Raw genomic sequence first — 23,379 nt, forward strand, 5'->3', positions numbered from 1 at the left:
GGCGCTCCTACAGCTTTTTGGCCAGACGGGGATCGAGCATGTCGCGCAGCCCGTCGCCCACCAGATTGACGGCAAGCACCGCCACGCCCAGGAACAGCCCCGGGTACAGGATGATGTGGAACGCCACGGCCACGAAGTTGCGGCCTTCGGCCATGATGTTGCCCCAGCTGGGGATCTGGGGAGGAATGCCCACGCCCAGGAAACTCAGCACGGCTTCGGTCAGGATGGCGGAGGCGGCGATGAAGGTGGCTTGCACCATCAACGGGGCGAACAGATTGGGCAGGATATGGCGCAGCAGAATCGACGGCACGCGGGTGCCCACCGAGACGGCGGCTTCAATGTAGGGCTGCTCGCGGATGGTCAGTACCAGCGCCCGCACCAGGCGGACGACGCGCGGCACTTCGGGGACGACGATGGCGATGATCACGGTGCCCAGGCCGCCTTTCAGGGTGGCCATCAGGGCAATCGCCAGCAGCACGCCAGGGATGGCCATCAGCCCGTCCATGATGCGCATGATGAACGCATCGACCCGGCGGAAGTAGCCGGCCAGCATGCCAAGCATCACGCCGGCCACGGTGGACACCACCGCCACGACGATGCCGACCAGCAGCGATACGCGGGCGCCCCAGACCGTGCGCGAATAGACGTCGCGGCCCAGCGCGTCGGTGCCGAAGAAGTGTTCGGACGACGGCGGCTTCATGCGCGCCATCGGGTTGATGTCTTGCGGGTCGACGGTAGCCAGCCACGGGGCGGCCAGCGCAATCGCCGCCAGCACCAGCAGGATGGCGCCGCCCACATACAGCATGGGATGGCGCCGCAGCGAGCGGACGGCGCGGCGCAGGCGCGGCCGCGGGACGGGAAGCGGCAGGGTGGTCGTGTTCATGCGTTGCCCTTCTCAGTAGCGGATGCGGGGATCGAAGAGCCGGTAGCTCAGGTCGACCAACAGATTGATCAGCACGTAGATGCCCGAGGCCACCAGCAGCACACCCTGGATCACCGGGTAGTCGTGGCGCAGTACGGCGTCGATCGTCAGCCGGCCCAGGCCGGGAATCGCGAACACGGTTTCAGTGACCACGACCCCGCCGATCAGCAGGGCCACGCCCACGCCGATGGTGGTGACGATGGGGTTGGCGGCGTTCTTCAGCGCATGCCACACGATGGGGCCCGCCGACAAACCCTTGGCGCGCGCGGTGCGGATGTAGTCCTCGGACAAGGCTTCCAGCATGGTGGCGCGCGTCATGCGGGTCAGCAGCGCCATGTACACCAGGCCCAGCGACAAACAGGGCAGCACCAGGTGGCGCAGGTAGGGCACAAGGCCGTCCGCCAGGGGTTTGTAGCCCTGCACCGGCAGCCACCCCAGCTTGATGGAAAAGCCGTAGACAAGGCAATAGCCGATCAGGAATACCGGCACCGAGAACGCGCACACCGCGCCGATCATCACCAGCCGGTCCAGCCAGCGGCCGGCGTTCCACGCGGCCAGCACGCCCAGGGGCACGGCCGCCAGCACGGCGAACAGCATCGTGAACAGGGCGATGGACAACGTCGGTCCCATGCGCTGGGCGATCAGCTGCGACACCGGCATCTGGGACGACATCGAGGTGCCCAGGTCGCCCATCGCGATGTGGCTCACCCAGATGGCGAACTGCTGTGGCAGCGGCTTGTCCAGCCCCATGTTTTGCCGGATCTTCTCGACGTCGTCGGCGGTGGCGTTGTCGCCCGCCATCACGGCCGCCGGATCGCCCGGCGACAGGTGTATCAGCAGGAACACCACGACCGCGACGACGGCCATGACTGGAATGACGGCCGCGATGCGGCGCAGGATGTATTTCACGCTGGATTCCCCCTGGCTTGCGGCCGGGCGCGTGATGCGCCCGGCGTCTGCCTTACGGTTTCTCGATGTTCCACATCACCGGGATGCCGTTCTTGATCAGCTCGGTGTGCTTGAGGCCGCGCACGGCGAAGACGGGCTTGAATTCCCCCCACATGACGTAGGGCACGGTCTGATAGGCGCGCGCCTGCATTTGCGCGGCGATCTCCTTGCGCTTGGCGGCATCGGTCTCGCGGATCCAGCTGGTGCGCAGCGTGTCCAGTTCCTTGTCGCACGGCCACCCCGGCAGGCTGTTGCCGCAGGCCGCGGACAGCCACGGGTTGGTCACCGGCGTGCTGGCGTCGTAGTAGCCGCCCCAGGTCAGAAAAATGTTCCAGCCGCCTTGTTCGGGTGGATCTTTTTTCAAGCGGCGGCCGGCCAGCGATGCCCAGTCCATCGACTGCACGTCTACCTTGATGCCGGCCTTCTTCATGTTCTGCGCCAGCACCATCACGGCGGGCGCGCTGAGGTGGTCGGTCGGGTACAGCAGCACCACTTTCTCGCCCTTGTAGCCGGCTTCCTGCAGCAATTGCTTGGCGCGCGCCGGATCGGGTTTGGCATAGGGCGCGGCGCCCGCGTCGGTCGCCAGCGGTGAACCGCAGATGTACAGCGTGGCGCAGTAGTCGACGCGGTACTTCTCCGGATAGCCCATGGCCGACAGCATTTCCTTCTGGCTTATCAGGTGATAGAGCGCCTGGCGGGCCAGCGGGTTGTTGAACGGCGGGTGCAGCGCGTTGACGATGACCATGCCCTGGGACGCGACCGAGGTGCTAAGGGTGATGTCCGGATTGCTTTCCACGACCGGCAGGAAGTCGGGGGTGATCTGTTCGATCATGTCGACCTCGCCGTTCATCAGCGCGGCCGTCGCCGTGTTGCCGTCGGGGATGTACAGCCACTCGACGCGGTCCACCTTCACGTTCTTGCCGCCCGCCAGGCCGTCGGCCGGCTCGGCCCGAGGCACGTAGGCCGGATTCTTCACGTAGACGACCTTGTTGCCGGGCACCCATTCATCGCGCTTGAACAGGAACGGGCCCGATCCGACCATCTCGGTCACCTGCGTGTTCGGGTCCGTCATGGCCAGGCGCTTGGGCATGATGAACGGCGGCATGCCCGAGGGCTTGGACAGCGCGTCCAGCACCAGACCGAAGGGCTCTTTCAATGTCAGCGTGAAGCTGTTGTCGCCGGTGGCGGCAAATTCGGCGCCGGCCGCCATCAAGGCCTGGCCAAGGGTGTCCTTCTTTGCCCAGCGCTGCAGCGACGCAATGCAGTCCTCGGCCTTCACAGGCGTGCCGTCGTTGAACTTCAGGCTCGGGCGCAGGGTGAAGGTCCAGGTCTTGCCGTCTTCAGACGTGGTCCACGTGTCCACCATCTGCGGCTTGACCTGCCCCTTGCTGTCTTGCGAGAACAACGTGTCGAACACCATGTAGCCATGGTTGCGCGTGATGTAGGCCGTGTTGAACAGCGGGTCCAGCGTCTTCAGGTCCGCGTGCGGCACCATGCGCAGGGTCTTGGTCTGGGCGAGCGCGCCCGTGGCGGCGCTCATCGCCAGGAGCGCCGCGGCCCCCAGCAAGCTGAAACGTCTGATCATTGTGTTTCCCTTATTCATTCTGGATGCCCGGTTGGGCGGCAATGGATGGCGTCTTAGGCCTTGAACGGCCATTTGGGCAATTTGCGCTTGGTGAAGGGAAGCGCGTTGACGTCCTGCGTGATGGCGCCCGGCGTTTCGACGTAGATGACCTGGCGGCCCACCTTCGAGTACGAGGCATAGAAATGCTGCGACGACTTCACGATGATGAGTTTCATCGCCTGGAGGTCCACGCCGAATTGGGTGAAAAGGTCCGTGCCCATGGCCTGGGTGCGCGAGGTGTTCATGACGATCGTCACGCCCCGGGTGCGCACGACGGCGACGTCGCCCAGCAGCGCGGGCGTGCCCGCCAGCCCCGTCATGACGGCGTCGCGCTTGAGCGCAAGGATTTCGCAGCCCAGGTCCAGCGGCTGGCCCGAGACGGGGGCGACCTTGCCGCCCACGCGCAGCATGATCCGCGCGCCTTCGCCGGCTTCGAAACAAAGCTGCACGGCGACGGGGTCCCAGAAGGGGCCGGTGGCAACGTCGGTGATGCCGCGCGCCAGCACGCGTTCCAGAATGAAGGTGGCGTCGCTGGGCGCGCCGCCGCCCGCGTTGTCGGCGGAGTCCGCCAGCACCACGGGGAATTCCTTCGCGGCCAAAGCCTGGTCCAGCGCCTCGTCGGCGCCGGGGTAGGGCGGGGCAAGCTGGTCCCGAAAGCCGATGATCTCTTCGCCCAGCGCGCGCGCCAAGGCGTCGGCCTGGCCTTGGTCGCCGTCGGTATAAACCAGGACTTTGGAGCCCATGTCGGGCGTGTCGCCCCAAGGGAAGCCGTGAGCGATGGATACCGACAGCACGCCTTCCTTACCTTCCATGGCCATCAGGCGGTCCACGAAGCTGCGCATGGGTTCGCGGCTGGTGTGCATGATCGAGATCATCTGGCAGTCATAGACCGCGCGCGTGGGCGTGTTCCGGCCTTCGGCGCGGGCCACGCACAGGTCTACCAGGTCGTAGGCACGGTCCAGGATGTCGGTGTGCGGGTATTCCTTGAAACAGACCAGGAAGTCGGCGCTGTCCACCATGGCGTCCGTCAGATGGCAATGCGGATCCAGTTCGGCGCCGATGACGGTGTCGGGGCCGACGATTTCACGGGCGCGGCGAAGCAGGTCGCCTTCGCAATCGTCATAGCCGTCGGCCACCATGGCGCCATGCAGGCCGAACAGGGCGATATCCACCTGGCCGGCGCGGCGCAGGTCTTCAAGCAGCTCGTCGCGCAGGGTTTCGTAGGCGTGGCGGGTGGTGATGCCCGCCGGCGTGGCGCCAGCCGTCATGCCTTCGATCAGCGTCCAGTCCTTGCCCACCGCGCGTTGACGCGCCGCCCACAGCGGCCCCGAAAACATCTGCATGCGGTCGGGATGCTGGCCGGCGGGGTAATAGCCGCGGGCACGGTAGGCGGACAAGCCCGTCGGGATGGGGGAAAAGGTGTTTGTTTCGGTCGCCAGGGACCCGGAAAAGATCTTCATGGATGACGCTCCGCGCAAAAAGGGGTTAAGGCCTGCATGCAGGCCCTAGGGGCGCGGGCATCGTGGCGCGCGCAGTGGGTGACGCCTTGCCAGGCGGCGGGCCTGGCGTTGTCTTGCCAGCAAACGGATACGGCTCAGGCCGCCTGCGCGGGCGATTGCGCCCCGCCCAGCCAGGCCTGCACTTCAATCTCTACGTCCACGTCCATCGCCAGCCTGGCCTCGACGGTCGACCGCGAAGGGAAGTCCGATGCGAAATGGCTGCGATAGGCCTCGTTGAACTGCGCGAACAGCGTCAGGTCCGACAGCCACACCGTTACGCGCACCACGTCTTTCAGGGTGGCGTCCGACAGCGCCAGCGTTTCCTTGATGCGTTCGATGGCGGCATGGGTCTGGGCGGCGATGTCGCCGCGCACGACCTGTCCGCTGGCATCCATCGGGATCTGGCCCGACAGGAAAAGGAAGTCGCCTGCCTGGGTGGCGCGCGAAAACGGCAGGGGCAGGGTGCTGGGATAACGAATGATGGCGGTCATGGCGGGTTGTCGTTCCAGGGAAAGGTCAGCGCAAGCGCTCGGGACGCACGGCATTGGCATCGACGCCATGCGCGTGCAGGTGGGCAGGCACCGGCTGGCGGGTCAGTAGCGCAGCGGCCAGTTCGGACGTGGCGGCGGCGGTCTGGATGCCGTAGCCGCCTTGCGCCGCCAGCCAGAAGAAGGCGGGCGCGCCGGCGTCCCAGCCCACCACGAAGTCGCCGTCGCGCACGAATGAGCGCAAGCCGGCCCAGGTGTGCTTGGGGCGGCGGATGGTAAGCGACGTGGCGGTTTCAATACGGTAGATGCCGGTTGCCACGTCAAGCTCTTCGGGCACGACGTCATGCGCGGCCACGGGGTCGGCGTTGGCGGGCGACCCCAGCAATTGGCCGGCATCGGGTTTGAAGTAATAACTTTCATCCACGCCGACCACGGCCGGCCAGTGGGAAAAATCGGTGTCTTGCGGGCCGGAGAAGGTGAAGGCCGTGCGGCGGCAGGGCTGCAGGCCAATGGGGGCGGCGCCGCACAGGGCTGCGGCGTGATCCGCCCAGGCGCCGGCGGCGTTGACCAGCACCCGCGCCCGGATGGCGCGTCCGTCCGCCAGCGTCAGCGTCCAGGTCTCGTCCGCGTAGACAGCGGACACCAGTTCCGCGTTGTTGTGCAGCACCGCGCCTTGCCGGCTCATGCCGCGCAGGAAGCCCTGGTGCAGCGCATGGACGTCGATGTCGCGCGCATCGGGTTCTTCGATTGCGCCGCAGAGCTGGTCGCCGCGCAGGCACGGTACGCGCGCCACGGCCTGTTCGGCGTCGATCAGCGTCACGTTGGGCGATTGGCGGTGGAAGTCTTCGAACACCTCTTGCAGCAGGTCCTTCTGTTCCGGCGTGGCGATGTACAGCACGCCGCGCGGGCTAAGCAGCGGGTGTTCGCTGAAACCTTGCGGCGGCTGCTCGTAGAAGGCGCGGCTGGCGCGGGTCAGCGCCTTGATCTGCGTCGTGCCGTAGGTCTCCATGAACATGGCCGCGGAACGGCCGGTGGAGTGGTAGCCGGGTTGGGATTCACGCTCCAGCACCGCCACGGATGCCGTGGCGCTCAGGCGGTAGGCCACGGATGCGCCAGCGATGCCAGCGCCGACCACGGCAAAATCGTATAGGGGTTCTGCGGTCATATTTGTCGGAAGCGAGAATTCTCTTATTTGATAATTCTCGAATACGATAGTTTTTTGCCGGCAGACGGGTAATAGGGGAATGCCCTGATGGCAGGGCTACGTTACGTGATGGCCGAAGGCGACCATGGCGGCGACGAAGGTGGCCGCGCCGATGGCGGCCAGCCAATAGCCGCGCTTCGCCGCATGGGCGTTGCTACGGCTCAGCGCGATCAACAGCGCAACCAGCGACCACAAGCCGGTGAATGCCAGCAGGCTCAGCGAGTAGACCCAATTCGACAAGTCATAGCCGCCGCCGCCGATGGACGGGTGGCCCGATGTTTTCGGCCACAGCAAGGCGATCAACGGGCCGGCGACCAATGCGAACACGGCAAGCCAGATCAGGAATCCGCGGTCTTTCAACATGATTTCGATCCTTGGATGATTGGCGTTGTTTCCGGCGGCGATCGGGGAATTGATTCCCGGCTGGGGCCTCAGTTTTCCAGATAGTGCTCACGCAAGGCGTCCACATCCACGCGCAGCACGTCGCGCAGATAGCGGTCCATGCCGCCGAACGCCTGATCGATCGCCTGCACTGACGCTTCCAGGTAAGCGGGCGTGACTTCCAGCAGCGGCATCATTACCTCGTCGCGCACGCCGCGTTCCGCGGATTTGGCCAGGATTTCCTGGAAGAACCGCGCGTTCCAATGGTTCGATTCGAGGTAATTCGCCACGATGTCGTCCTGCGAGACGCCCAGCGCCGACAGCAACAGCAAGGAGGCGAAGCCGGTGCGGTCCTTGCCGGCGGTGCAGTGAAACAGCAGCGTCTTGCCGCTGGCGGCCGTTTGCAGAAAGCTCCCGAAAGGCGCCTGATAACGGGCGGGGAAGTCGCGGTAAATGTCCACCATCATCGTGTTGACGGCCGCTTGCGTGCTGTCACGCAGCTTGGGCAACAGCACGGCCATCGCCATGTTCCCGTCCAGCACCGGCGACGCGATCCAGGTAAAGCGCTTGCCGAAGTGCGCTTCATCCTGCGCTTTTTCCGTGTCGGCGCGGAAATCGATGACGGCTTCCAGGCCGAGTCCGCTCAGAAATTCGATATCCGCAGTGCTGGCGCGCGCCGGGTTGCCGCTGCGAAACAGCTTGCCTTCGCGCAGACGCCGGCCATTCGCACCCGTCAGGCCGCCCAGGTCGCGGGCATTGTGCACGCTATCCAGCGCCAAGCGGCGTCGGCCGTTGGCAGGCGGCGTGTCGGCAAGATTCGAACGGGACATGGGGCGGTTCCTTGGTCTGGGGGCGTGCCGATGATCGTATCATCGCGGCCCGCCCCGCCTCTTCCCCGCGCGGCGCGCTACCCGAGCTTGCCCAGCAGGCCGATCAACTGGCGCTTTCCCGCCGCGCTCAATTGGGTGCTGATACGCGCGTCGTGGGCTTTGACGGCCTGGGTGATCTCGGCCAGCACTTTTTCGCCCGTGCGCGTCATCGCCAGCGCATACGCGCGCTTGTCGTGCAGGGCCTCTTGCCGTTCGACATAGCCCAATTCCTGCAATTGGTTGACGATCTGCACGGCGCCCGACCGCGCAATGCCCAGAATCCGCGCCAGATCGGTCAGTTTCAGGTTGGCGTTGGCCGCGATCAGCGTCAGCGACGAAAAACGCTGCGGCGTGATGTCCCACGGGGCCAGCGCATTCAGGAAGTCTTCGTAGATCACGATCTGGGCGCGCCGGATGGCGTAGCCGACCAGATCGTCCAACGCGCCGTACCGGATGCCGGGCACATGCGGATCGAAATGCTCGCCACGGGCGGCGGGGCGCCGGGGGCGTTGGGATGCGGCTCTGGACATGGGGTGGGATCGCGGTTCCTGGGCTATCGCGTAAGAAGGCCTCAACACTAATGCACCCGTTGCCGGCGCGCCAGCGCATTACGGGAAATCCCCGGGTGCGGAAAGCGGGGCGATTTTGTTATGTTGCATAACAAATAAAACCAGGAGCAGACATGCAAATCGTCATCGCCGGCGCCGGCATCGGCGGGCTGACGCTCGCCTTGATGCTGCATCGGCGCGGCATCGATTGCCGCGTCTATGAAAGCGCGCAGGAACTCAAGGCCCTGGGCGTGGGCATCAACCTGCTGCCGCACGCGGTCAGCGAACTTGAACCGTTGGGCCTGATGCCCGGTCTGGCCGAGCGCGCCATCGAGACCTCGCAACTGCACTACTACAACAAGTTCGGCCAGCCGATCTGGCGCGAGCCGCGCGGGCTGGAAGCGGGGTACCCGCTGCCCCAGTATTCAGTGCATCGGGGGGAATTCCAGATGCTGTTGGCGCAAGCGGTGCGCGAACGGCTGGGCGACGACGCCATCGTCACGGGCAGCGTGCTGGAGTCCGCGGAGCAAGATGCCTTCGGCGTGGTGGCGAACTTTCGGCGCCGGCAGGACGGGGCGACGCAGAGCGTGCGCGCGGACATCCTGGTGGGCGCGGACGGCATCCATTCGGCGCTGCGCCGCCAATTGCATCCTGCCGGCGACGAGCCGCGCTTTTCCGGCCGCATGCTGTGGCGCGCCGTGACCGAAGCGCCGCCGTATCTGGATGGCCGCAGCATGTTCATGGCGGGACACCAAGACCAGAAATTCGTCTGTTATCCGATTTCAGAGCCGCTGCGCCGCCAGGGGCGGTCGCTGATCAATTGGATCGCCGAGCTCTCCGTGCCCGGCGCCGAGCTGCCCGCCACCGACTGGAACCGGCAGGTGGACAAATCGGTGTTCGCCGACCGCTTCGCCGATTGGCGCTGGGACTGGATCGATATCCCCGCGGTGATTGACGGGGCACGGGCCATCTATGAGTTCCCGCTGGTGGACCGCGACCCTTTGCCGCGCTGGACGCAGGGGCGAGTGACCCTGTTGGGCGATGCCGCGCACCCGATGTACCCGATTGGGTCGAACGGCTCGGCGCAGGCCATCCTGGATGCGCGCTGCCTGTCGGATTGGTTGGCGCAAGCCGCAAGCGGCGCGGTGCGCTCACCCCAGACCGCCTTGCTGGAGTACGAGGCCGAGCGCCTGCCCCGCACGGCGGGCATTGTCTTGCGCAACCGCTTGAATGGGCCCGAGCAAGTCATGCAGATGGCCGAAGAGCGCGCGCCGCACGGGTTTGCCGACATCAGCGACGTGATCGCGCCGCAGGAGCTGGCGGCGGTATCGTTGCGCTACAAACAACTCGCGGGATTCGATCCCGCCACCGTCCGCAAGAGCAGGGGGGAAGCACCATGACCGACAATACCGGCGCCTTGGCGCAACCCTTGACCGACCCCTTGGCGCCGCGCCTTGAGCACGTGGCGACCGTGGTGGTGGAAGTGGGCGCGCCGCAAGAGGTCGGCGATACGCCGCAAGGCTGTCGCCGCGTCATCCCGATCACGGGCGGCACCGTGGAGGGCCCGCGTCTTCGCGGCAAAGTCCTGCCGGGCGGCGCCGATTTCCAGGTGATCCGTTCGGCGACCTACACCGACATCCACGCCCGCTACGTTATCGAAACCCTTGATGGCGAACGCATCTATGTCGAGAACACCGGCATCCGCACGGGCCACGCCGACGACATCGCCCGGTTGGCGCGCGGCGAAGCCGTGGACCCCGCGCGCATCTATTTCCGCACCTATCCGCGCTTTGAAACTGCGTCGCCGGCCTTGGGCTGGATGAACGAAAGCCTGTTCGTGGGCACGGGCGCGCGCTACCCCGACCGCGTGGAATTGCGCTTCTACCGCATCTGCTGAACCCGTGGCGTCCGCCACGACACAAATACTAAAACCGCTCGGAGACAACCATGACATCGACGCTGCGCCGCCTGCTGGGCGGTTTCCTGCTGTGCCTGCCGATCGCGGCGATGGCGCAGTTCCCTAACGGCCCCGTGCGCCTGAACGTGGGCTTTCCGCCTGGAACGGGGCCCGACATCGTGGCGCGCACGCTGTCGCAGCACATGGGGCCGTTGCTAGGTGAAAGCGTGGTGGTGGAAAACAAGGTGGGCGCGGGTGGGCAGATCGCCGCGCAGACCGTGGCGCGCAGTCCGGCGGACGGTCAGACCCTGTTGTTGGGCGAGGTCGGTTCCATCAGCATTTCGCCGGCCACCTACCGCAACCTGAATTACGATCCGCCACGCGATTTCGCACCGATCTCCGAAGTGGTGCGAGCCGATTTCGTGCTGGTGGTGCCGGCCGGTTCGCCGTACCAGGATCTGGCCGCGTTCATCAACGGCGCCAAGACGGCGGCGGACCGTCTGAATTTCGCGACGTTCGGCGCCGGCACGCCGGGACATTTCGGGGCCGAACTGTTCGCCCGCGAAGCCGGCATGAAGATCGAGGCCATCCACTACCGTTCCACGGGCGATGCGGTATCGGGCCTGGTGTCCGGCGCGGTCCAGGCCGCGTTCGTGACGACGGCGCTGGCGGTGCCGCAGGTGCAGGGCGGCAAACTGCGCGCGCTGGCGATCACCGGCCCGCAGCGGTCGCCCGCCTTGGCGGCTGTGCCGACCTTTGCCGAAAGCGGCTTGCCTGCAGTCAACTTCGGCGCGTGGTTTGCGCTATTCGCGCCGGCCGGCACGCCGGATGCGGTGCTGAACCGCTTGCAGAAGGACAGCGCGCAGGCCTTGCGCCAACCCGCCGCGGTGCGCAGCCTGGCCGATGCGGGCTTCGTGGTGGTCGGGTCGGATCGGCCGACGCTGCAAGCCTTGCTGGCGTCGGAAGCCAAGCGCTGGGCCGAGGTCGTCAAGGCAACGGGATTCCGGGCGGATTGAGGCGTGGCCAGGGGGAACACTAGCGCCGTCAATCGCGCTATCCGACCGATTGGGTTCATGAATGGAACAGTTTGTTCCGGCCAAAAAACCCGGTTTTTGGTCTTGGAAGGGTGTTCCCGTCAGGGGTGGGCCGGTAGAATCGCCTCGCATACCACCCCTCTATCTACTGGTCGAAAGGTTATATTCTTATGAGCAACGCATATCTCGACGCCCTCAAGAAGCGCCGCACCCAATATTCACTGGGCCGCAACCTGTCGGCCTCTAAAGAGCAACTGGCCACGCTGATCCAAGACGCGATCAAGCACAGCCCCTCGTCGTTCAATTCGCAAAGCTCGCGCGCAGTGATCCTGTTCGGCGCTGAAAGCGTCAAGCTGTGGGACCTGACCATTGAAGCCGTGCGCAAGGTCGCGCCCGCCGAAGGCTTCGACAAGACCGAAGCCAAGCTCAAGAGCTTTGCCGCCGGCGTAGGCACGGTGCTGTTCTTCGAAGACCAGGACGTCGTTCGCAGCCTGCAGGAAAAGTTCGCCCTGTACGCCGACAACTTCCCGGTGTGGTCGGAGCAGGCGGGCGGTATGGCCCAACTGTCGGTCTGGAGCGCGTTGGCCAATGCCGACGTCGGCGCCAGCCTGCAGCACTACAACCCGTTGATCGACGGCGTCGTGGCAAGCGAATGGAAGATCCCGGCGTCGTGGAAGCTGCGTGCGCAAATGCCGTTCGGTTCGAACGAGAACGGCTTCGGCGACAAGGGCTTCATGGACGACGCCGAGCGCTTCCGCGTCATCGGCTGATCGGATCATTCGGACGCTTGCCGGCGTTCGGATAAGCGCAGGGTTCAAACCCGCATTTCCCCATAGGGGAATGCGGGTTTTCAACTTTTTACGGGATGCGACCAAGCGCCCGCGACGGCGAATCCCTCGATAAGCGCGGTGCATAATGGCGGTTGACCGGCTGATGTCCGTTCCGGAGCTGGGCCACACTCGCCGCACAAGAATAAAAAGCGCGCGATTCGAGGAGATTGCAGTTGGACCCGATACTCGCCGAACTGTCGAATTCCCTGCCGCAAGCCAGATCGGTCGAGCAATTGACCCGGCCGCTGCTTGATATGCTGGGCAGCGTGACGGGACTGGAATCCACGTACCTGACGTCCATCGACCTGAAAGCCGACCTGCAGCACGTGCGCTTTGCCCGCAACGCGGGCGAACTGCAGATTCCCGAAGGCTTGTCGGTTCCATGGTCGGACACCTTGTGCAAGCGCGCGCTGGAAGAAGGCCGCATGTGCACCAGCGATGTCTCCCGTTCCTGGCCCGATTCAGAGGCCGCCCGCCAACTGGGCATCCAGACCTATGTCAGCGCGCCGGTGCGCACGGATGACGGCATACTGCTGGGCACGCTGTGCGCGGCCAGTGCCAAGCCGCATCCGATCACCCCGCAGGCAGAGTCCGTCTTGAAGTTGTTTTCCAACGTAATCGCCAACTTCCTGCAGCGCGAATTACTGATGGAGCAACTGCATGCCGCGAACGTCCGCCTGATGTCTTACGCGTTGACCGATCCGCTGACCGGCTTGCCCAACCGCCGGGCGCTGTACGAAGAACTGGAGCGCCTGGAAAGGCGCGCGTTGCGCGAAGGCGGCAGCGTGCTGGTCGGGCTGATCGACCTGGACGGGTTCAAGGGCATCAACGATACCTACGGGCATCAGCAGGGCGACGTGTTCCTGCAAGAGATCTCGCGGCGGCTGGCCAGCACATTGCGCACATCAGACATGTTGGGGCGTATCGGCGGCGATGAGTTCGTGCTGGTCGGCCCCGGCCCCGCCATCGAACGCGGCAATACCGGCGCCGGAGGCGAAGCGCTGCGCGGCGAGGCGGAAGACGCTGCCCGCGCGCTGGAGGAACGTGCAACGGCGGCCACGATAGGCCGCTATCAGCTGGGCGATACCGTGGTGCCTTACGAGGGCGCGAGCGTCGGCGTGGTGGCGGTGGACCCGCGCGGATTGGACGCCGAAGCGGCGGTCCGCCTTGCCGATGCGCGCATGTACGAGATCAAGCGGGCGCGCAAAGCGGCGCGCACGATCCACTGAAGGCGGCGCTGGGCGCCGCTACGTTCAAAGCGATATTCACTTACCGGAGCGTTCCATGCAAACCAATGAAATCCACCGCGGCCGCCTGATCGATCATATCCAGTTGGTTGTCCGCGATCTTTCCGCCAGCCAGGCGTTCTACCAAGCGGTGTTCGATGCCCTGAAGGTGCCGATGGGCGGCACGGGCGAGGGGTACTTCTGGGCCGATGAACTATTTGTTTCGACCGCCGACAGCCCGGCGGCGCTGGGTCAGCTGACTGGCCGCCACCACTTGGCGTTTCAGGCGGAAGACCAGGCAATGGTCGACGCCTTCTATCGGGCGGCGCTGGCCCACGGCGGCAAGGACAATGGCGCGCCAGGCTTTCGCGACTATCACCCGGGATACTACGGGGCATTCGTGCTGGATCCGGACGGCAATAACATCGAAGCCGTCTTTCACGGCGAGGCCAAGCGCAGCGCGCCATCGGTAAAAGTGACGTTCTGACATCACACTATTTCGCGCGACAAGCGCTTGAAGCACAAAGACTGATAAATTTGCGCTTCCACAGGCGCGCGGGGGCATTTTTTCCCTTCCGGCGCCCCCGGCCGGGAAATGCGGTGTGCATTTCTCTACTCGCGATAGATCAGAACCGATGCTGAAAAGAAAACTAACGGCTTTTGGAATGTGCGTGGCGCTGCCCCTGGGCGGCATCGCGGCCACCCCGGCGCAGGCTCAAGCCCCCGCGCAACAGCAGGCTTCCGTGCAGCCCAGTCCGCCGGCGGAAGCGGCGGAGCGCTACGGGCCGTTCGTCTACTTCCCCAGCGCGCCCAGCTTGCTGATCTATCACACGGGGGTGGGCGCCAACGACATGCTGAACCTGAAGAAGGCGCTGCGTGAGCATCCCTCCATCGCCACCCTGATCCTGCAAAATAATGGCGGTGGCCTGGTGCATATCGGGCTGGTCGTGGCCGAAGAGGTCTACGAGCGCGGGCTCAATACCTACATTCCCAAAGACAGCTACTGCGCGTCGGCGTGCGCGTTCGTGTATTTTGCCGGCCGCCAGCGCCTGGCTGACGGGCGTTTGGGCGTGCATCAGATCTCCGCGCCGGAAATGACGGGCGAGCAAGCCCAGTTTGGCGTGTCGGATATCGTCGCCACGCTGCCGAAGTATGGGGTGTCGGCGGACGTGCTGGGCATCATGTTCAGCACGCCCTCCAAGGACATGTACTTCTTTTCGCCGCAGGAAATTGCTAAGTTCGGCATCAACCGGACCGGTCAGACACAGGTGGCGCAGAACAGTCCGCCGCCGCGCGGTCCGGCAAGCGGCACGGCGAATGCGCCCGTGGCCACCCCTGCCTCTGCGTCGTCGCAGCAGGGGCAGCCGCCCGCGCCCGCGCCGGTTCAAACCGCGCATGCCGGCGCCGCGCCCGTGGCCAACCCGTATATGAAAAAGGAAACCGCGCCTGCGGCCATTTCCGACGAGCAGAAGGCCGTTAACGCCGCTGCATTGATGATCCAGGCGGGCAGCGGCACGAACGAGGAATCGATGAACTTCACGCGCGAGTTCTACGCGGATACGGTCGATTACTTCAAGAAGACGCGGCCCAAGTCCGAGATCCTGGCGGATAAGGAAGCCTATTTTGCCCGCTGGCCCATCCGCCGTTTCGTGGTCGACCAGAGCACGCTGAAGGCGCAATGCAAGGACCAGATGTGCAAGGTCGTCGGCATCTACGACTACAAGGTGTCCAGCCCGGCACGCGGCAAGACGGCCACCGGCACGTCCAACTTTACTTATGTGCTGGATCTGCGCAACCGCTACCGCATCGTGATGGAAGACAGTGAAGTCATCAGCCGCTAGGCCGGCACCTGGAACAGAGCAGAACGTGATGAAATCCGAATTTCCCGCAGCGAGGCTGTGGCTTCTTGCCGGTCTGGCCATGGCGTCGGCGCCGGCGTTGGCGATCAACTGCGCCAAGGCCGCCACGCCGGCCGAAAAGTTGATCTGCTCGGACAAGAAAACCATTGCAGCCGATGCTGAGCTGAATCGCGCCTATCAGGCGATTCTGAAGCAGGCGCCTGACAGCGATATTCGCGCCATGCTGGTGCACAGCCAAAAGCGGTGGGTCGAGGCGCGCGACAGGGAGCTGGACCGGTTGGTCACCGACCCCGATGTGCTGCCCGATGACAAGACGGCGGGCGGAATCGCTCGGGATCTGATTGTCGATCGCACGGCGCAGTTCAAGGAAGCCGGAAAGGGCTCCTCGACGCCCGACCTGTTTCGCCGCGCGGTTCAGCAGCAACAGTTTCAGGCGCAGTTCACGGGCGGCAAGTACGCGGGCTACTGGACGTCTTGCGACGTGCTGCCCGGGGAATCCGCGTATTACGGCTGCTTCGCAATCCGCCACTACCAGAACAACGACCGCATTTGTTCGGTGGACGAATCCTGGGCGTCCGGCGCGGTCTACACCAAGCGGTATGTGGCCAATGTGGTGGGCGGCAAGCCGCAGGTCATTGCGTCCTGCTCGTTCAGTAGTTCGGACGAAGCCTGCGCCAGCATCGGCGACACCCCGGCCAGATGGAACCCGAAGCCGGAACAGCCGGAATATGTCTACGCGTCGGAGCCGTTGCCGAAAATCGACGGCGAGATCGACGCGTCGGACGACTTCGACTGGGTAAAGGCCTGCCTGACCGAGCCTGCGTACCCGGCCGCCCGGTAAACCCGGGCGGTAGGGCCACGGGCGTTCCGTGCGGGCCTTCAGTCCGTCTTCCAGCCCCATTTCTTGAAGATGGCTTTGCCATCGGCCGACGCCAGATAATCCACAAAGGCCTGCGCCTGCGGATTGTTCTTGCCTTGTTTGGTCACCACCGCGCCGGCATCGCGATAGATGCGGTACGGTTCTTCGATATCCACCACGCTGGCCAGCGTGGGGTTCGACACCTGCCAGATGTTCCAGATCAGCCAGGCGTCGATGCTGTTGTCTTCGGTCCACTGGGTACGGGCCATCGCGCTGTTGGCGGCTTCCGGCAACACCAGGTTGGCGCGGAAGGCACGGACGGTCTCGATATCGCCCAGGCGGCCGGCAACATCTTCCCACAGGCCCGTCTGCCCCGCGCCGGATACGGCCATCACCTTGATGCCGGGTTTGAGCAGGTCCTTGAAGCCGCTGATGCCCTTGGGGTTACCCGGGCGCACCAGGATCGCCGACGGACGCAGGTACAGCGTGCGGGCCTCGCGCAGGTCGAATACCCCGGGCAGGGCGCTGGCGAAGCCGCTCATCATGTTCTCTGCGCCGCTAAACAGCACGTCGGCATCCTGTTTGGCCTTGTCGGCCCAGGCAGGCGTGGGCCCGGCCGTGACGTTGACGGTGATGCCATGTGCCTTGCCGAACGCGGCGGCGGCTTCTTTCATGGCGGGCGCCGGGCCGCCGGGGCCGTACACATTCAAGTCCGGCGCGGCCCATGCGGGAGCGGTGGCCAGGCAGGCCAAGGCGAACATACCGCTGGCAATCGTTTTGAAAGGCTTCATATCCTTCACCTCATTCAAGTGTCTTCCATCGCCGCCGATACGCGGCGTGCCAATGGGATAGACGCCAGCGCGCACGGGAATATTCCGCGTGTAAAGACGGTTACTCGAGGCCGCCACCCGATGCGGGCTTTAGAATTCGACCTTGCAGATTAGAAATGGGGCCCACGCCCCGTATTCGCAGAGAGATATCGATGGATAAGCGACAAGACCTGGAACCGCCGGCGATCCAGGAAGGCGCGGCGCACGCCGCAGGGCCCAACATGCCCGACGCCATCGCCATCACGATCGAAGCAGACCCGACACTGGGTTACGCGTCCATTCAGAATGCCGTTCCCATCGTGCGCTCTCTGCTATTGGCCAACCGCACGCAGCGGGAGTTCGAGAACGTCGACGTCCAACTCCGCTGCAACCCGCCTTTCGCGCAGCCGGTCAAGCTGCGTTTCGACAAGCTGGCCGCGGGTGAGATCCGCCGCGTGTCGCCGCTGGATCTGGCGCCGGACCATGCCTATGTGGCCGACCTGCAAGAGGCGGTGCGGGCCAGCATCGATGTTGCCGTTCAGGCCGGGGCGCAGGAACTGGGCCTGGCCTCGCAACCGATTACCGTGCTGGCCTATGACCAGTGGGCCGGCACGAAGGCCTTGCCCGAACTGCTGGCCGCGTTTTCGATGCCCAATAATCCGGCGGTGGACGTGCTGATCGGCAAGGCCTCGAAGCTGCTGCGCGCGCAGCATGCCGATCTGCAGATGAACGGCTACCAGTCCAAAAGCCGCGACGTGGTTTGGAAACAGGTGTCGGCCATTTACAGTACCTTGGCCGCCGAGTCGCTGCACTATGCCGAGCCGCCTGCGTCTTTCGGCGTGGACGGGCAGAAGATCCGTACCCCGGACCGCATCATGGAGGCCCGCGTGGCCACCTGCCTGGACCTGGCGATGCTGTTCTCCTCCTGCCTGGAACAGGCAGGGCTGCGCCCCGTCATCCTGATGAAGGACGGCCACGCGTGGGTGGGCGTCTGGCTGCATCAAGCCTGCTTTGCCGACCCGTTGACCGATGATGTGCAGGCGGTCCGCAAACGCGTGGACAGCGGCGAGTTCCTGGTCTTTGAAACCACCGGCATCGCCCAGCATCCGAATTTCCGCCCCTCGTTGTGGCTGGCGCTGGAGCAGGGCGCCGCCCATCTGCGCGAAGAGGACACCTTTCGCTACGCGATCGACGTGCATCGCGCACGCGAGTTGCAGATCAAGCCGCTGCCGTCCCGTGTCGTGTCGGTGACGCCGGACGACACCCCCGACGGGGAGCGTCCCGCTGCCATCGAGCCCACGCCCGATCTGCCGCCGCTGGACCCGGAATTCGTCATCAGCCTGGAACCCGCCGACGACACGCCGGAAGGCCGGCTGGCGAAATGGAAGTCGCGGTTACTGGACCTGACGCTGCGCAACCGTCTGCTGAATTTCAAGCCGACCAAGTCCACGCTGCCGCTGGTCGTGCCTGACCTGGCCAAGCTTGAAGACGCCATCGTCGATGGCAGCGAATTCCGCATCCGGCCGTTGCCCGCCGCGCTGATGGAGGGCAGCGACCCGCGCATGGCCGACGTGCACGTCAGCCGGGGCGGCCGCGCGCCGCTGGACGACATGGCGCTGGAGGCGTTGGGCAACAAGGAATTGATCGCCCGCGTTGCGCAGGAAGCGCTGGACGCCAACCTGCTTGCCATCTTCGGCGCGGCGCGCATCGGGCTGGAAGAGGGCGGCGCCAACACGCTGTATCTGGCGATGGGCATGCTGCGCTGGACGGAAAGCCCGGGTGCGGAAAGCGCCCATCTGGCCCCGCTGATCCTGGTGCCGGTGTCGTTGCAGCGCCAGTCCGTGCGCAGCGGCTTCCGCCTGGTCCGCCATGACGACGAGACCATCATCAATCCCACGTTGTTGCAGATGCTGCGCAACAACTATGAGCTGCGTATTCCGGGCCTGGATATCCTGCCCGCGGACGACAAGGGCGTGGACGTGGCACGCGTGCTGCAGGCCTTCCGGCTGGCCGTTCGCGAGATTGCCGGCTGGGAAGTGCTGGAACAGGCGCATCTGGGCATCTTTTCGTTCACCAAGTACCTGATGTGGAAGGACTTGCAGGACCGCACCGAGCAGCTGAAAGCCAACCGCGTGGTCAAGCATTTGATCGACCATCCGGGGCAGGCGTTTGCCAAAGCGCCCTTGGACGAGCGCTTCGATCGCCTGGACGAAAGCTATAAGCCGGAGGACCTGCTGACCCCGCTGTTGTCCGACTCGTCGCAGTTGAAAGCCATCTGCGCCGTCGACGCCGGCCGCGACCTGGTGCTGGAGGGGCCGCCGGGCACCGGCAAGAGCCAGACCATCACCAACCTGATCGCCCACCTGCTGGCGCGTGGCAAGACCGTGCTGTTCGTGTCCGAGAAAATGGCTGCGCTGGAGGTCGTGCATCGCCGGCTGGCCAACATCGGGCTGGGACCATTCTGCCTGGAATTGCATTCGTCCAAGGCGCGCAAGGCCGAAGTGCTGCAACAGCTGGGCAAGGCGCTGGACCACAGCGGCCAGCGCACCAGCGACGACTGGGCGCGCGAAGCCGAGCGGCTGGCCGTGCTCCGCCAGGACCTGAACGGGCTGGTCGACGCGCTGCATCACGAACATCCCAATGGTCTGACGGTGTTTGACGCCATCGGCACGTGCATTCAGAACGCGGGGCGCGACCCTTCGCCGATGTCGTGGCCGGATGGGCAGGCGCACGAACGCAAGGACCTGGCGCAACTGCGGGAAACCGCAAGGCGCATGGCGACCCTGTCCGGCGAGCTGGGCACGCTGCATGGCCACCCGCTGGCGCACATCGGCATGGCCCAATGGAGCCCCAGTTGGCAAGACGCGCTGCTGGCGGCGGGGCAGGCGCTGGATCAGGCGGTTGCCGGGTTCCAGCAGCAGGTGGTCGCGGCAGGCGACGGCCTGGGCGTGCCGGCGGCCGGCCTGAGCCTGGACGCCTACGCCAGGCTGGACACCTTGATCGATGTGCTGCTGGCCGCGCCGCAAGTGCCGGCGGGACTTGCCGCGCAGGCGCACGATCCGGCCGCCCGCTTCCAGGTGCAGGCGCTGGCACGCCACGGACTGGCGCGCAACGCCCATTGGGCGCAAGTGGGCCCGCTGTGGAACGCGCAGTTGGCGGAGCAGGATGCGAATGTGCTGAAGGCCGAATGGCTGGCGGCGTGCTCGGCATGGTGGCCGAAATCCATCTTCGCCAAAGGCGGTATCCGCAAGCGCCTGGCTGCCTACCGCGTGGATGCCCAGCGGCCGGACGATGCGGCGATCAGCGCGGTGCTTGCGCCGCTGGCCTCGGTCAACGCCGAAGACCGCGAACTGGCTGTCTTGAAGGACGATGCCCAGCGTCTGCTGCAGGACGCCTACACGGGGCTAAGCACCGACTGGGAACATATCCAGCGCCACGAACAGTGGGCGCAGCGCTTTGCCGAGGCCGTCACGCTGGTCGCGGGCGACCCTGCCGCGGCGGCCGATCTGCGCATACGGCTGCAACCGTTGGTGAGTGAAAACCGCGCACTCTTGCAACCCGGGGCGGCGGTGGGCAAACGCCTGCTGGATACCCGCGACACATGGCGCGCCTTGCAGGACAGGCTGGCCGAGGTCAATGCGCTGGCCAAGCCCACCGAGGCATTGGCGGGCGCGGCGGATGCCAACGGTGCGCTGGAACGTATTCAGTCCGTTCTTGCCGGCTGGCGCCACAACAAGCAGTTCCTGATGCCGTGGTGCGTGTGGCGCGACGCCCGCGAACAGGCGATTGGCGCGCAACTGCAAGGGCTGGTTGCGTCGTTGGAGCAAGGCCGCGTACCGCTCGCGCAGGTGGAAGCCCACTTTGAATTCAGCTATCGCCTGTGGTGGGTGAAGAAGGTCATCGACCATTCGCCTGTGTTGCGGTCGTTTTCCAGCGCCGACCACGAACGCAAGATCCGCGAATTCCGCGAGGCCGACGACCGCTTCCAGAAACTGACATCGGCCTATATCGCCGCCGTGCTGGCCGGTAAGGTGCCCGCCGGCAACGGCATCCTGGTCAGTCCCGACAGCGAACTGGGCCTGCTGCGCCGCGAATTGCAGAAGAAGGCCCGCCACGTCCCCGTGCGGCAGCTGATGCAGCGCCTGCCGTCGTTGCTGCCGAAATTGAAGCCCTGCCTGTTGATGTCGCCCTTGTCCGTGGCGCAATACCTGGACGCCGGCCATTCGCAGTTCGACGTTGTCGTCTTCGACGAGGCGTCGCAGATTCCGGTGTGGGATTCCGTCGGCGCAATCGCGCGCGGCCAGCAATTGGTGGTGGTAGGCGACACGAAGCAACTGCCGCCCACCAGTTTCTTCAGCAAATCCGCGCCCGAAGAAGATGGCGCAGGCGATGATGGCCAGGTCGAAGACCTGGAGAGCATCCTGGACGAATGCCTGGGCGCCGATATGAACCGGCTGCGCTTGCAATGGCACTACCGCAGCAAGCATGAAAGCCTGATCACTTTCAGCAACGTCACCTACTACGATTCGCAGCTGATCACGTTTCCGTCGCCCGTCACTGACGATGTGGCCGTGCGCCTGGAGAAGGTCGCCGGCGTGTACGACCGGGGCGGCAGCCGCACCAACCGCCGCGAGGCCGAAGCCATCGTGCAGGGCATCGAACAGCATTATCTGGACAAGTCCCGCCGCCGCCAGACGCTGGGCGTGGTCACATTCAACCAGCCTCAGCAATCGCTGATCGAAACCCTGCTGGATGCCCGCCGCCGCGCGAATGCCGACCTGGACAAGGCGATTTCGGCCCAGTCGCGCGAGCCCCTGTTCATCAAGAACCTGGAAAACGTGCAGGGCGACGAACGCGATGTTATCTATTTCTCGATTACCTTCGGCCCGGATGCGGCCGGCAAGATGACGATGAACTTCGGGCCGCTGAACGGTGAAGGCGGGCATCGCCGCCTGAACGTTGCGATTTCCCGGGCGCGCGAGGGCGTGGTGATCTACAGCACGCTGATGCCCGAGCAGATCGACCTGTCGCGCGTGCGCGCCACCGGCGTGCGGGACTTGAAGCACTATCTGGAATTTGCCCTGAAGGGCCCGCGCGCCCTGGTCGCGCAGTCGCTGCCCACCGGGCGCGAACCCGACAGCCCCTTCGAAACCCAGGTCATCAAGGTGTTGCGCAACCACGGCTGGACCGTGCACCCGCAGGTGGGGTGTTCGGGATACCGGATCGATATGGGCGTGGTGGATCCGCGCGCGCCGGGCCGGTATCTGTTGGGCATCGAATGCGACGGCCGGGCGTATCACTCCGGCGCCACGGCGCGCGACCGGGATCGCCTGCGGCAGGTGGTGCTGGAAGGCCTGGGATGGCGCTTGCATCGGGTCTGGTCGACCGATTGGTGGATCAATCCCGAGCGCGAAGCCGAGAAGATCCTGGCCCGATTGAACGCGGAACTGGAACGCCAGGTCGACGACGCGCCGGCGTCGGAACCGGAAGAGGACGCCAAAGCGCAGGCCGATGCGCAGGCCAAGGCGGAAACGTCGCAGGACGCGGTGCCGGCCAGCGCGTCGGGTGCGGGCGCCGGCCGCGGCGTGCCGTTCGAGATCACGACGGAAGAGGGCGCCTGGGCGGCCGGAAACGGCGCCCCGGCCTCCTCGGGCCTGTCAGGCAGCCTGCCTGCGTACACGTTAGCGTGCCTGGAAGGCGGCGATGCCGAGGCGTTCTATAGCCGCGCCAATAACAGCCAGGTGACCGAGCAGCTGCGTGCCGTGATCGAAACCGAAGGTCCAGTCGCCGAAACCGTGCTGCACCGCAGGGTGGCGCGGGCGTGGGGGCTGGAACGGACGGGCGTCCGGATCGTCGAGCGGCTGCGCACGTTGACGCCGATGGACGTCGGGCAGACCGAGGAAGGGGACGCCACCTTCTATTGGCCCGGGGGCGTGACGCCAGAAGCATGGAAGGGGTTTCGCGCGGCGGGCGACGACGACGCCACACGCCGCCGGATTGACGATGTGTGCATCCAGGAGCTGGCCAACGGTGTCTTGCACGTGCTGGCCATGGCCGGCAACGCGCCCAAGGCAGACGTGATCAAGTCCGTGTGCCGGATGCTGGGAATGGCGCGGACGTTGGCGGATGCGGAAGCCCGGGTCGGGATGGCGGTGTCCCGCCTGGTGCATCAAGGCGTGGTGCGGGAAGAGATGGGAATGCTGCGCACGGCATAGAGGACGGGGGATGGTGTCAGACTGTAAACGTCCGCTGTCGCCCAGCAGCCTGTCCGCCAGAGCCGCGGTTGTCGCCTTGGCAGGAGGGCATCGGCGTTTTCGGCTGGCGCCGCCGTCGCCTTTTCCCGGCATCGCGTCTGGCAAGGTTTTGAAACGGTCTGGGAGCC

The 23,379-nt window shown here is 65.4% G+C and carries 19 protein-coding genes; 9 read left to right on the forward strand and 10 right to left on the reverse strand.

The window, feature by feature from the left end:
• Window positions 1-7 precede the first annotated feature (7 nt).
• The 9 genes from ACI0FO_RS01805 to ACI0FO_RS01845 form a co-directional block, all read right to left on the reverse strand.
• A complete protein-coding gene (locus ACI0FO_RS01805; RefSeq protein WP_416023682.1) occupies window positions 8-883 on the reverse strand; it encodes an ABC transporter permease in 876 nt (291 codons plus the stop codon).
• Between the two features lie 12 nt (window positions 884-895).
• Complete coding sequence (locus ACI0FO_RS01810) at window positions 896-1,831, reverse strand: ABC transporter permease (protein WP_105555232.1); 936 nt, start codon at window positions 1,829-1,831, stop codon at window positions 896-898.
• Between the two features lie 52 nt (window positions 1,832-1,883).
• The gene (locus ACI0FO_RS01815; protein WP_416023684.1) at window positions 1,884-3,455 is read right to left on the reverse strand and encodes an ABC transporter substrate-binding protein; all 1,572 of its coding nucleotides are present in this window, start codon (window positions 3,453-3,455) and stop codon (window positions 1,884-1,886) included.
• 53 nt (window positions 3,456-3,508) lie between these two features.
• Window positions 3,509-4,954, reverse strand: a complete 1,446-nt coding sequence (locus tag ACI0FO_RS01820) for a M81 family metallopeptidase (protein ID WP_416023686.1) — start codon at window positions 4,952-4,954, stop codon at window positions 3,509-3,511.
• 134 nt (window positions 4,955-5,088) lie between these two features.
• Complete coding sequence (locus ACI0FO_RS01825) at window positions 5,089-5,484, reverse strand: RidA family protein (RefSeq protein ID WP_416023688.1); 396 nt, start codon at window positions 5,482-5,484, stop codon at window positions 5,089-5,091.
• 25 nt (window positions 5,485-5,509) lie between these two features.
• On the reverse strand, window positions 5,510-6,646 hold the full coding sequence (locus ACI0FO_RS01830; protein WP_416023690.1) for an NAD(P)/FAD-dependent oxidoreductase: 1,137 nt from the start codon (window positions 6,644-6,646) through the stop codon (window positions 5,510-5,512).
• Between the two features lie 96 nt (window positions 6,647-6,742).
• Entirely contained in the window at window positions 6,743-7,048 is a 306-nt protein-coding gene (locus ACI0FO_RS01835; protein ID WP_416023692.1) for a hypothetical protein, read from the reverse strand.
• Window positions 7,049-7,116: 68 nt separating this feature from the next.
• The gene (locus ACI0FO_RS01840; RefSeq protein ID WP_416023694.1) at window positions 7,117-7,896 is read right to left on the reverse strand and encodes a tyrosine-protein phosphatase; all 780 of its coding nucleotides are present in this window, start codon (window positions 7,894-7,896) and stop codon (window positions 7,117-7,119) included.
• Between the two features lie 77 nt (window positions 7,897-7,973).
• A complete protein-coding gene (locus ACI0FO_RS01845) occupies window positions 7,974-8,465 on the reverse strand; it encodes a MarR family winged helix-turn-helix transcriptional regulator (RefSeq protein WP_416023696.1) in 492 nt (163 codons plus the stop codon).
• A 152-nt stretch (window positions 8,466-8,617) separates the two neighbouring features.
• On the opposite strand from ACI0FO_RS01845, the gene ACI0FO_RS01850 reads away from it, so the two are divergent.
• The 8 genes from ACI0FO_RS01850 (at window position 8,618) to ACI0FO_RS01885 (ending at window position 16,170) form a co-directional block, all read left to right on the forward strand.
• Window positions 8,618-9,883 (forward strand): flavin-dependent oxidoreductase, encoded by a 1,266-nt coding sequence (locus ACI0FO_RS01850; RefSeq protein WP_416023698.1) that lies wholly within the window; start codon window positions 8,618-8,620, stop codon window positions 9,881-9,883.
• Window positions 9,880-10,380: a DUF3237 domain-containing protein gene (locus ACI0FO_RS01855; RefSeq protein ID WP_416023699.1), complete on the forward strand. Its 501-nt coding sequence runs from the start codon at window positions 9,880-9,882 to the stop codon at window positions 10,378-10,380. The genes ACI0FO_RS01850 and ACI0FO_RS01855 overlap by 4 nt, the downstream gene beginning before the upstream one ends.
• Before the next feature lie 50 nt (window positions 10,381-10,430).
• Window positions 10,431-11,396 carry a Bug family tripartite tricarboxylate transporter substrate binding protein gene (locus ACI0FO_RS01860; RefSeq protein ID WP_416023701.1) on the forward strand — a complete coding sequence of 322 codons (966 nt, stop codon included), beginning with the start codon at window positions 10,431-10,433 and terminating at the stop codon, window positions 11,394-11,396.
• 188 nt (window positions 11,397-11,584) lie between these two features.
• Window positions 11,585-12,184 (forward strand): nitroreductase family protein, encoded by a 600-nt coding sequence (locus tag ACI0FO_RS01865; protein WP_416023703.1) that lies wholly within the window; start codon window positions 11,585-11,587, stop codon window positions 12,182-12,184.
• Between the two features lie 233 nt (window positions 12,185-12,417).
• Window positions 12,418-13,473, forward strand: coding sequence for a diguanylate cyclase (locus ACI0FO_RS01870; RefSeq protein WP_416023705.1), 1,056 nt, complete (start codon window positions 12,418-12,420; stop codon window positions 13,471-13,473).
• Window positions 13,474-13,528: 55 nt separating this feature from the next.
• Window positions 13,529-13,957: a VOC family protein gene (locus ACI0FO_RS01875; RefSeq protein WP_416023707.1), complete on the forward strand. Its 429-nt coding sequence runs from the start codon at window positions 13,529-13,531 to the stop codon at window positions 13,955-13,957.
• A 178-nt stretch (window positions 13,958-14,135) separates the two neighbouring features.
• Window positions 14,136-15,311 (forward strand): hypothetical protein, encoded by a 1,176-nt coding sequence (locus ACI0FO_RS01880; RefSeq protein WP_416024532.1) that lies wholly within the window; start codon window positions 14,136-14,138, stop codon window positions 15,309-15,311.
• Window positions 15,312-15,339: 28 nt separating this feature from the next.
• On the forward strand, window positions 15,340-16,170 hold the full coding sequence (locus ACI0FO_RS01885) for a lysozyme inhibitor LprI family protein (RefSeq protein ID WP_416023709.1): 831 nt from the start codon (window positions 15,340-15,342) through the stop codon (window positions 16,168-16,170).
• Between the two features lie 38 nt (window positions 16,171-16,208).
• Here ACI0FO_RS01885 and ACI0FO_RS01890 read toward each other — a convergent pair whose 3' ends face one another.
• Window positions 16,209-16,979 (reverse strand): extracellular solute-binding protein, encoded by a 771-nt coding sequence (locus tag ACI0FO_RS01890; RefSeq protein ID WP_416023711.1) that lies wholly within the window; start codon window positions 16,977-16,979, stop codon window positions 16,209-16,211.
• A gap of 191 nt (window positions 16,980-17,170) precedes the next feature.
• Between ACI0FO_RS01890 and ACI0FO_RS01895 the strand changes: the two genes are divergently transcribed.
• On the forward strand, window positions 17,171-23,212 hold the full coding sequence (locus ACI0FO_RS01895) for a DUF3320 domain-containing protein (RefSeq protein WP_416023712.1): 6,042 nt from the start codon (window positions 17,171-17,173) through the stop codon (window positions 23,210-23,212).
• The last annotated feature ends 167 nt before the right edge of the window (window positions 23,213-23,379 follow it).

The organism is Achromobacter marplatensis, from assembly GCF_049060505.1.
Lineage (GTDB): Bacteria > Pseudomonadota > Gammaproteobacteria > Burkholderiales > Burkholderiaceae_B > Achromobacter > Achromobacter marplatensis_A.

What these genes read in the sequence shown, in the direction of transcription:
- ACI0FO_RS01880 (WP_416024532.1), top strand. Translation starts at nt 14,136, where the DNA reads ATGTGCGTGGCGCTGCCCCTGGGCGGCATCGCGGCCACCCCGGCGCAG.
- ACI0FO_RS01815 (WP_416023684.1), bottom strand. Translation starts at nt 3,455, where the DNA reads ATGATCAGACGTTTCAGCTTGCTGGGGGCCGCGGCGCTCCTGGCGATG.
- ACI0FO_RS01830 (WP_416023690.1), bottom strand. Translation starts at nt 6,646, where the DNA reads ATGACCGCAGAACCCCTATACGATTTTGCCGTGGTCGGCGCTGGCATC.
- ACI0FO_RS01805 (WP_416023682.1), bottom strand. Translation starts at nt 883, where the DNA reads ATGAACACGACCACCCTGCCGCTTCCCGTCCCGCGGCCGCGCCTGCGC.
- ACI0FO_RS01850 (WP_416023698.1), top strand. Translation starts at nt 8,618, where the DNA reads ATGCAAATCGTCATCGCCGGCGCCGGCATCGGCGGGCTGACGCTCGCC.
- ACI0FO_RS01825 (WP_416023688.1), bottom strand. Translation starts at nt 5,484, where the DNA reads ATGACCGCCATCATTCGTTATCCCAGCACCCTGCCCCTGCCGTTTTCG.
- ACI0FO_RS01875 (WP_416023707.1), top strand. Translation starts at nt 13,529, where the DNA reads ATGCAAACCAATGAAATCCACCGCGGCCGCCTGATCGATCATATCCAG.
- ACI0FO_RS01890 (WP_416023711.1), bottom strand. Translation starts at nt 16,979, where the DNA reads ATGAAGCCTTTCAAAACGATTGCCAGCGGTATGTTCGCCTTGGCCTGC.
- ACI0FO_RS01845 (WP_416023696.1), bottom strand. Translation starts at nt 8,465, where the DNA reads ATGTCCAGAGCCGCATCCCAACGCCCCCGGCGCCCCGCCGCCCGTGGC.
- ACI0FO_RS01855 (WP_416023699.1), top strand. Translation starts at nt 9,880, where the DNA reads ATGACCGACAATACCGGCGCCTTGGCGCAACCCTTGACCGACCCCTTG.
- ACI0FO_RS01860 (WP_416023701.1), top strand. Translation starts at nt 10,431, where the DNA reads ATGACATCGACGCTGCGCCGCCTGCTGGGCGGTTTCCTGCTGTGCCTG.
- ACI0FO_RS01840 (WP_416023694.1), bottom strand. Translation starts at nt 7,896, where the DNA reads ATGTCCCGTTCGAATCTTGCCGACACGCCGCCTGCCAACGGCCGACGC.
- ACI0FO_RS01885 (WP_416023709.1), top strand. Translation starts at nt 15,340, where the DNA reads ATGAAATCCGAATTTCCCGCAGCGAGGCTGTGGCTTCTTGCCGGTCTG.
- ACI0FO_RS01835 (WP_416023692.1), bottom strand. Translation starts at nt 7,048, where the DNA reads ATGTTGAAAGACCGCGGATTCCTGATCTGGCTTGCCGTGTTCGCATTG.
- ACI0FO_RS01895 (WP_416023712.1), top strand. Translation starts at nt 17,171, where the DNA reads ATGGATAAGCGACAAGACCTGGAACCGCCGGCGATCCAGGAAGGCGCG.
- ACI0FO_RS01865 (WP_416023703.1), top strand. Translation starts at nt 11,585, where the DNA reads ATGAGCAACGCATATCTCGACGCCCTCAAGAAGCGCCGCACCCAATAT.
- ACI0FO_RS01820 (WP_416023686.1), bottom strand. Translation starts at nt 4,954, where the DNA reads ATGAAGATCTTTTCCGGGTCCCTGGCGACCGAAACAAACACCTTTTCC.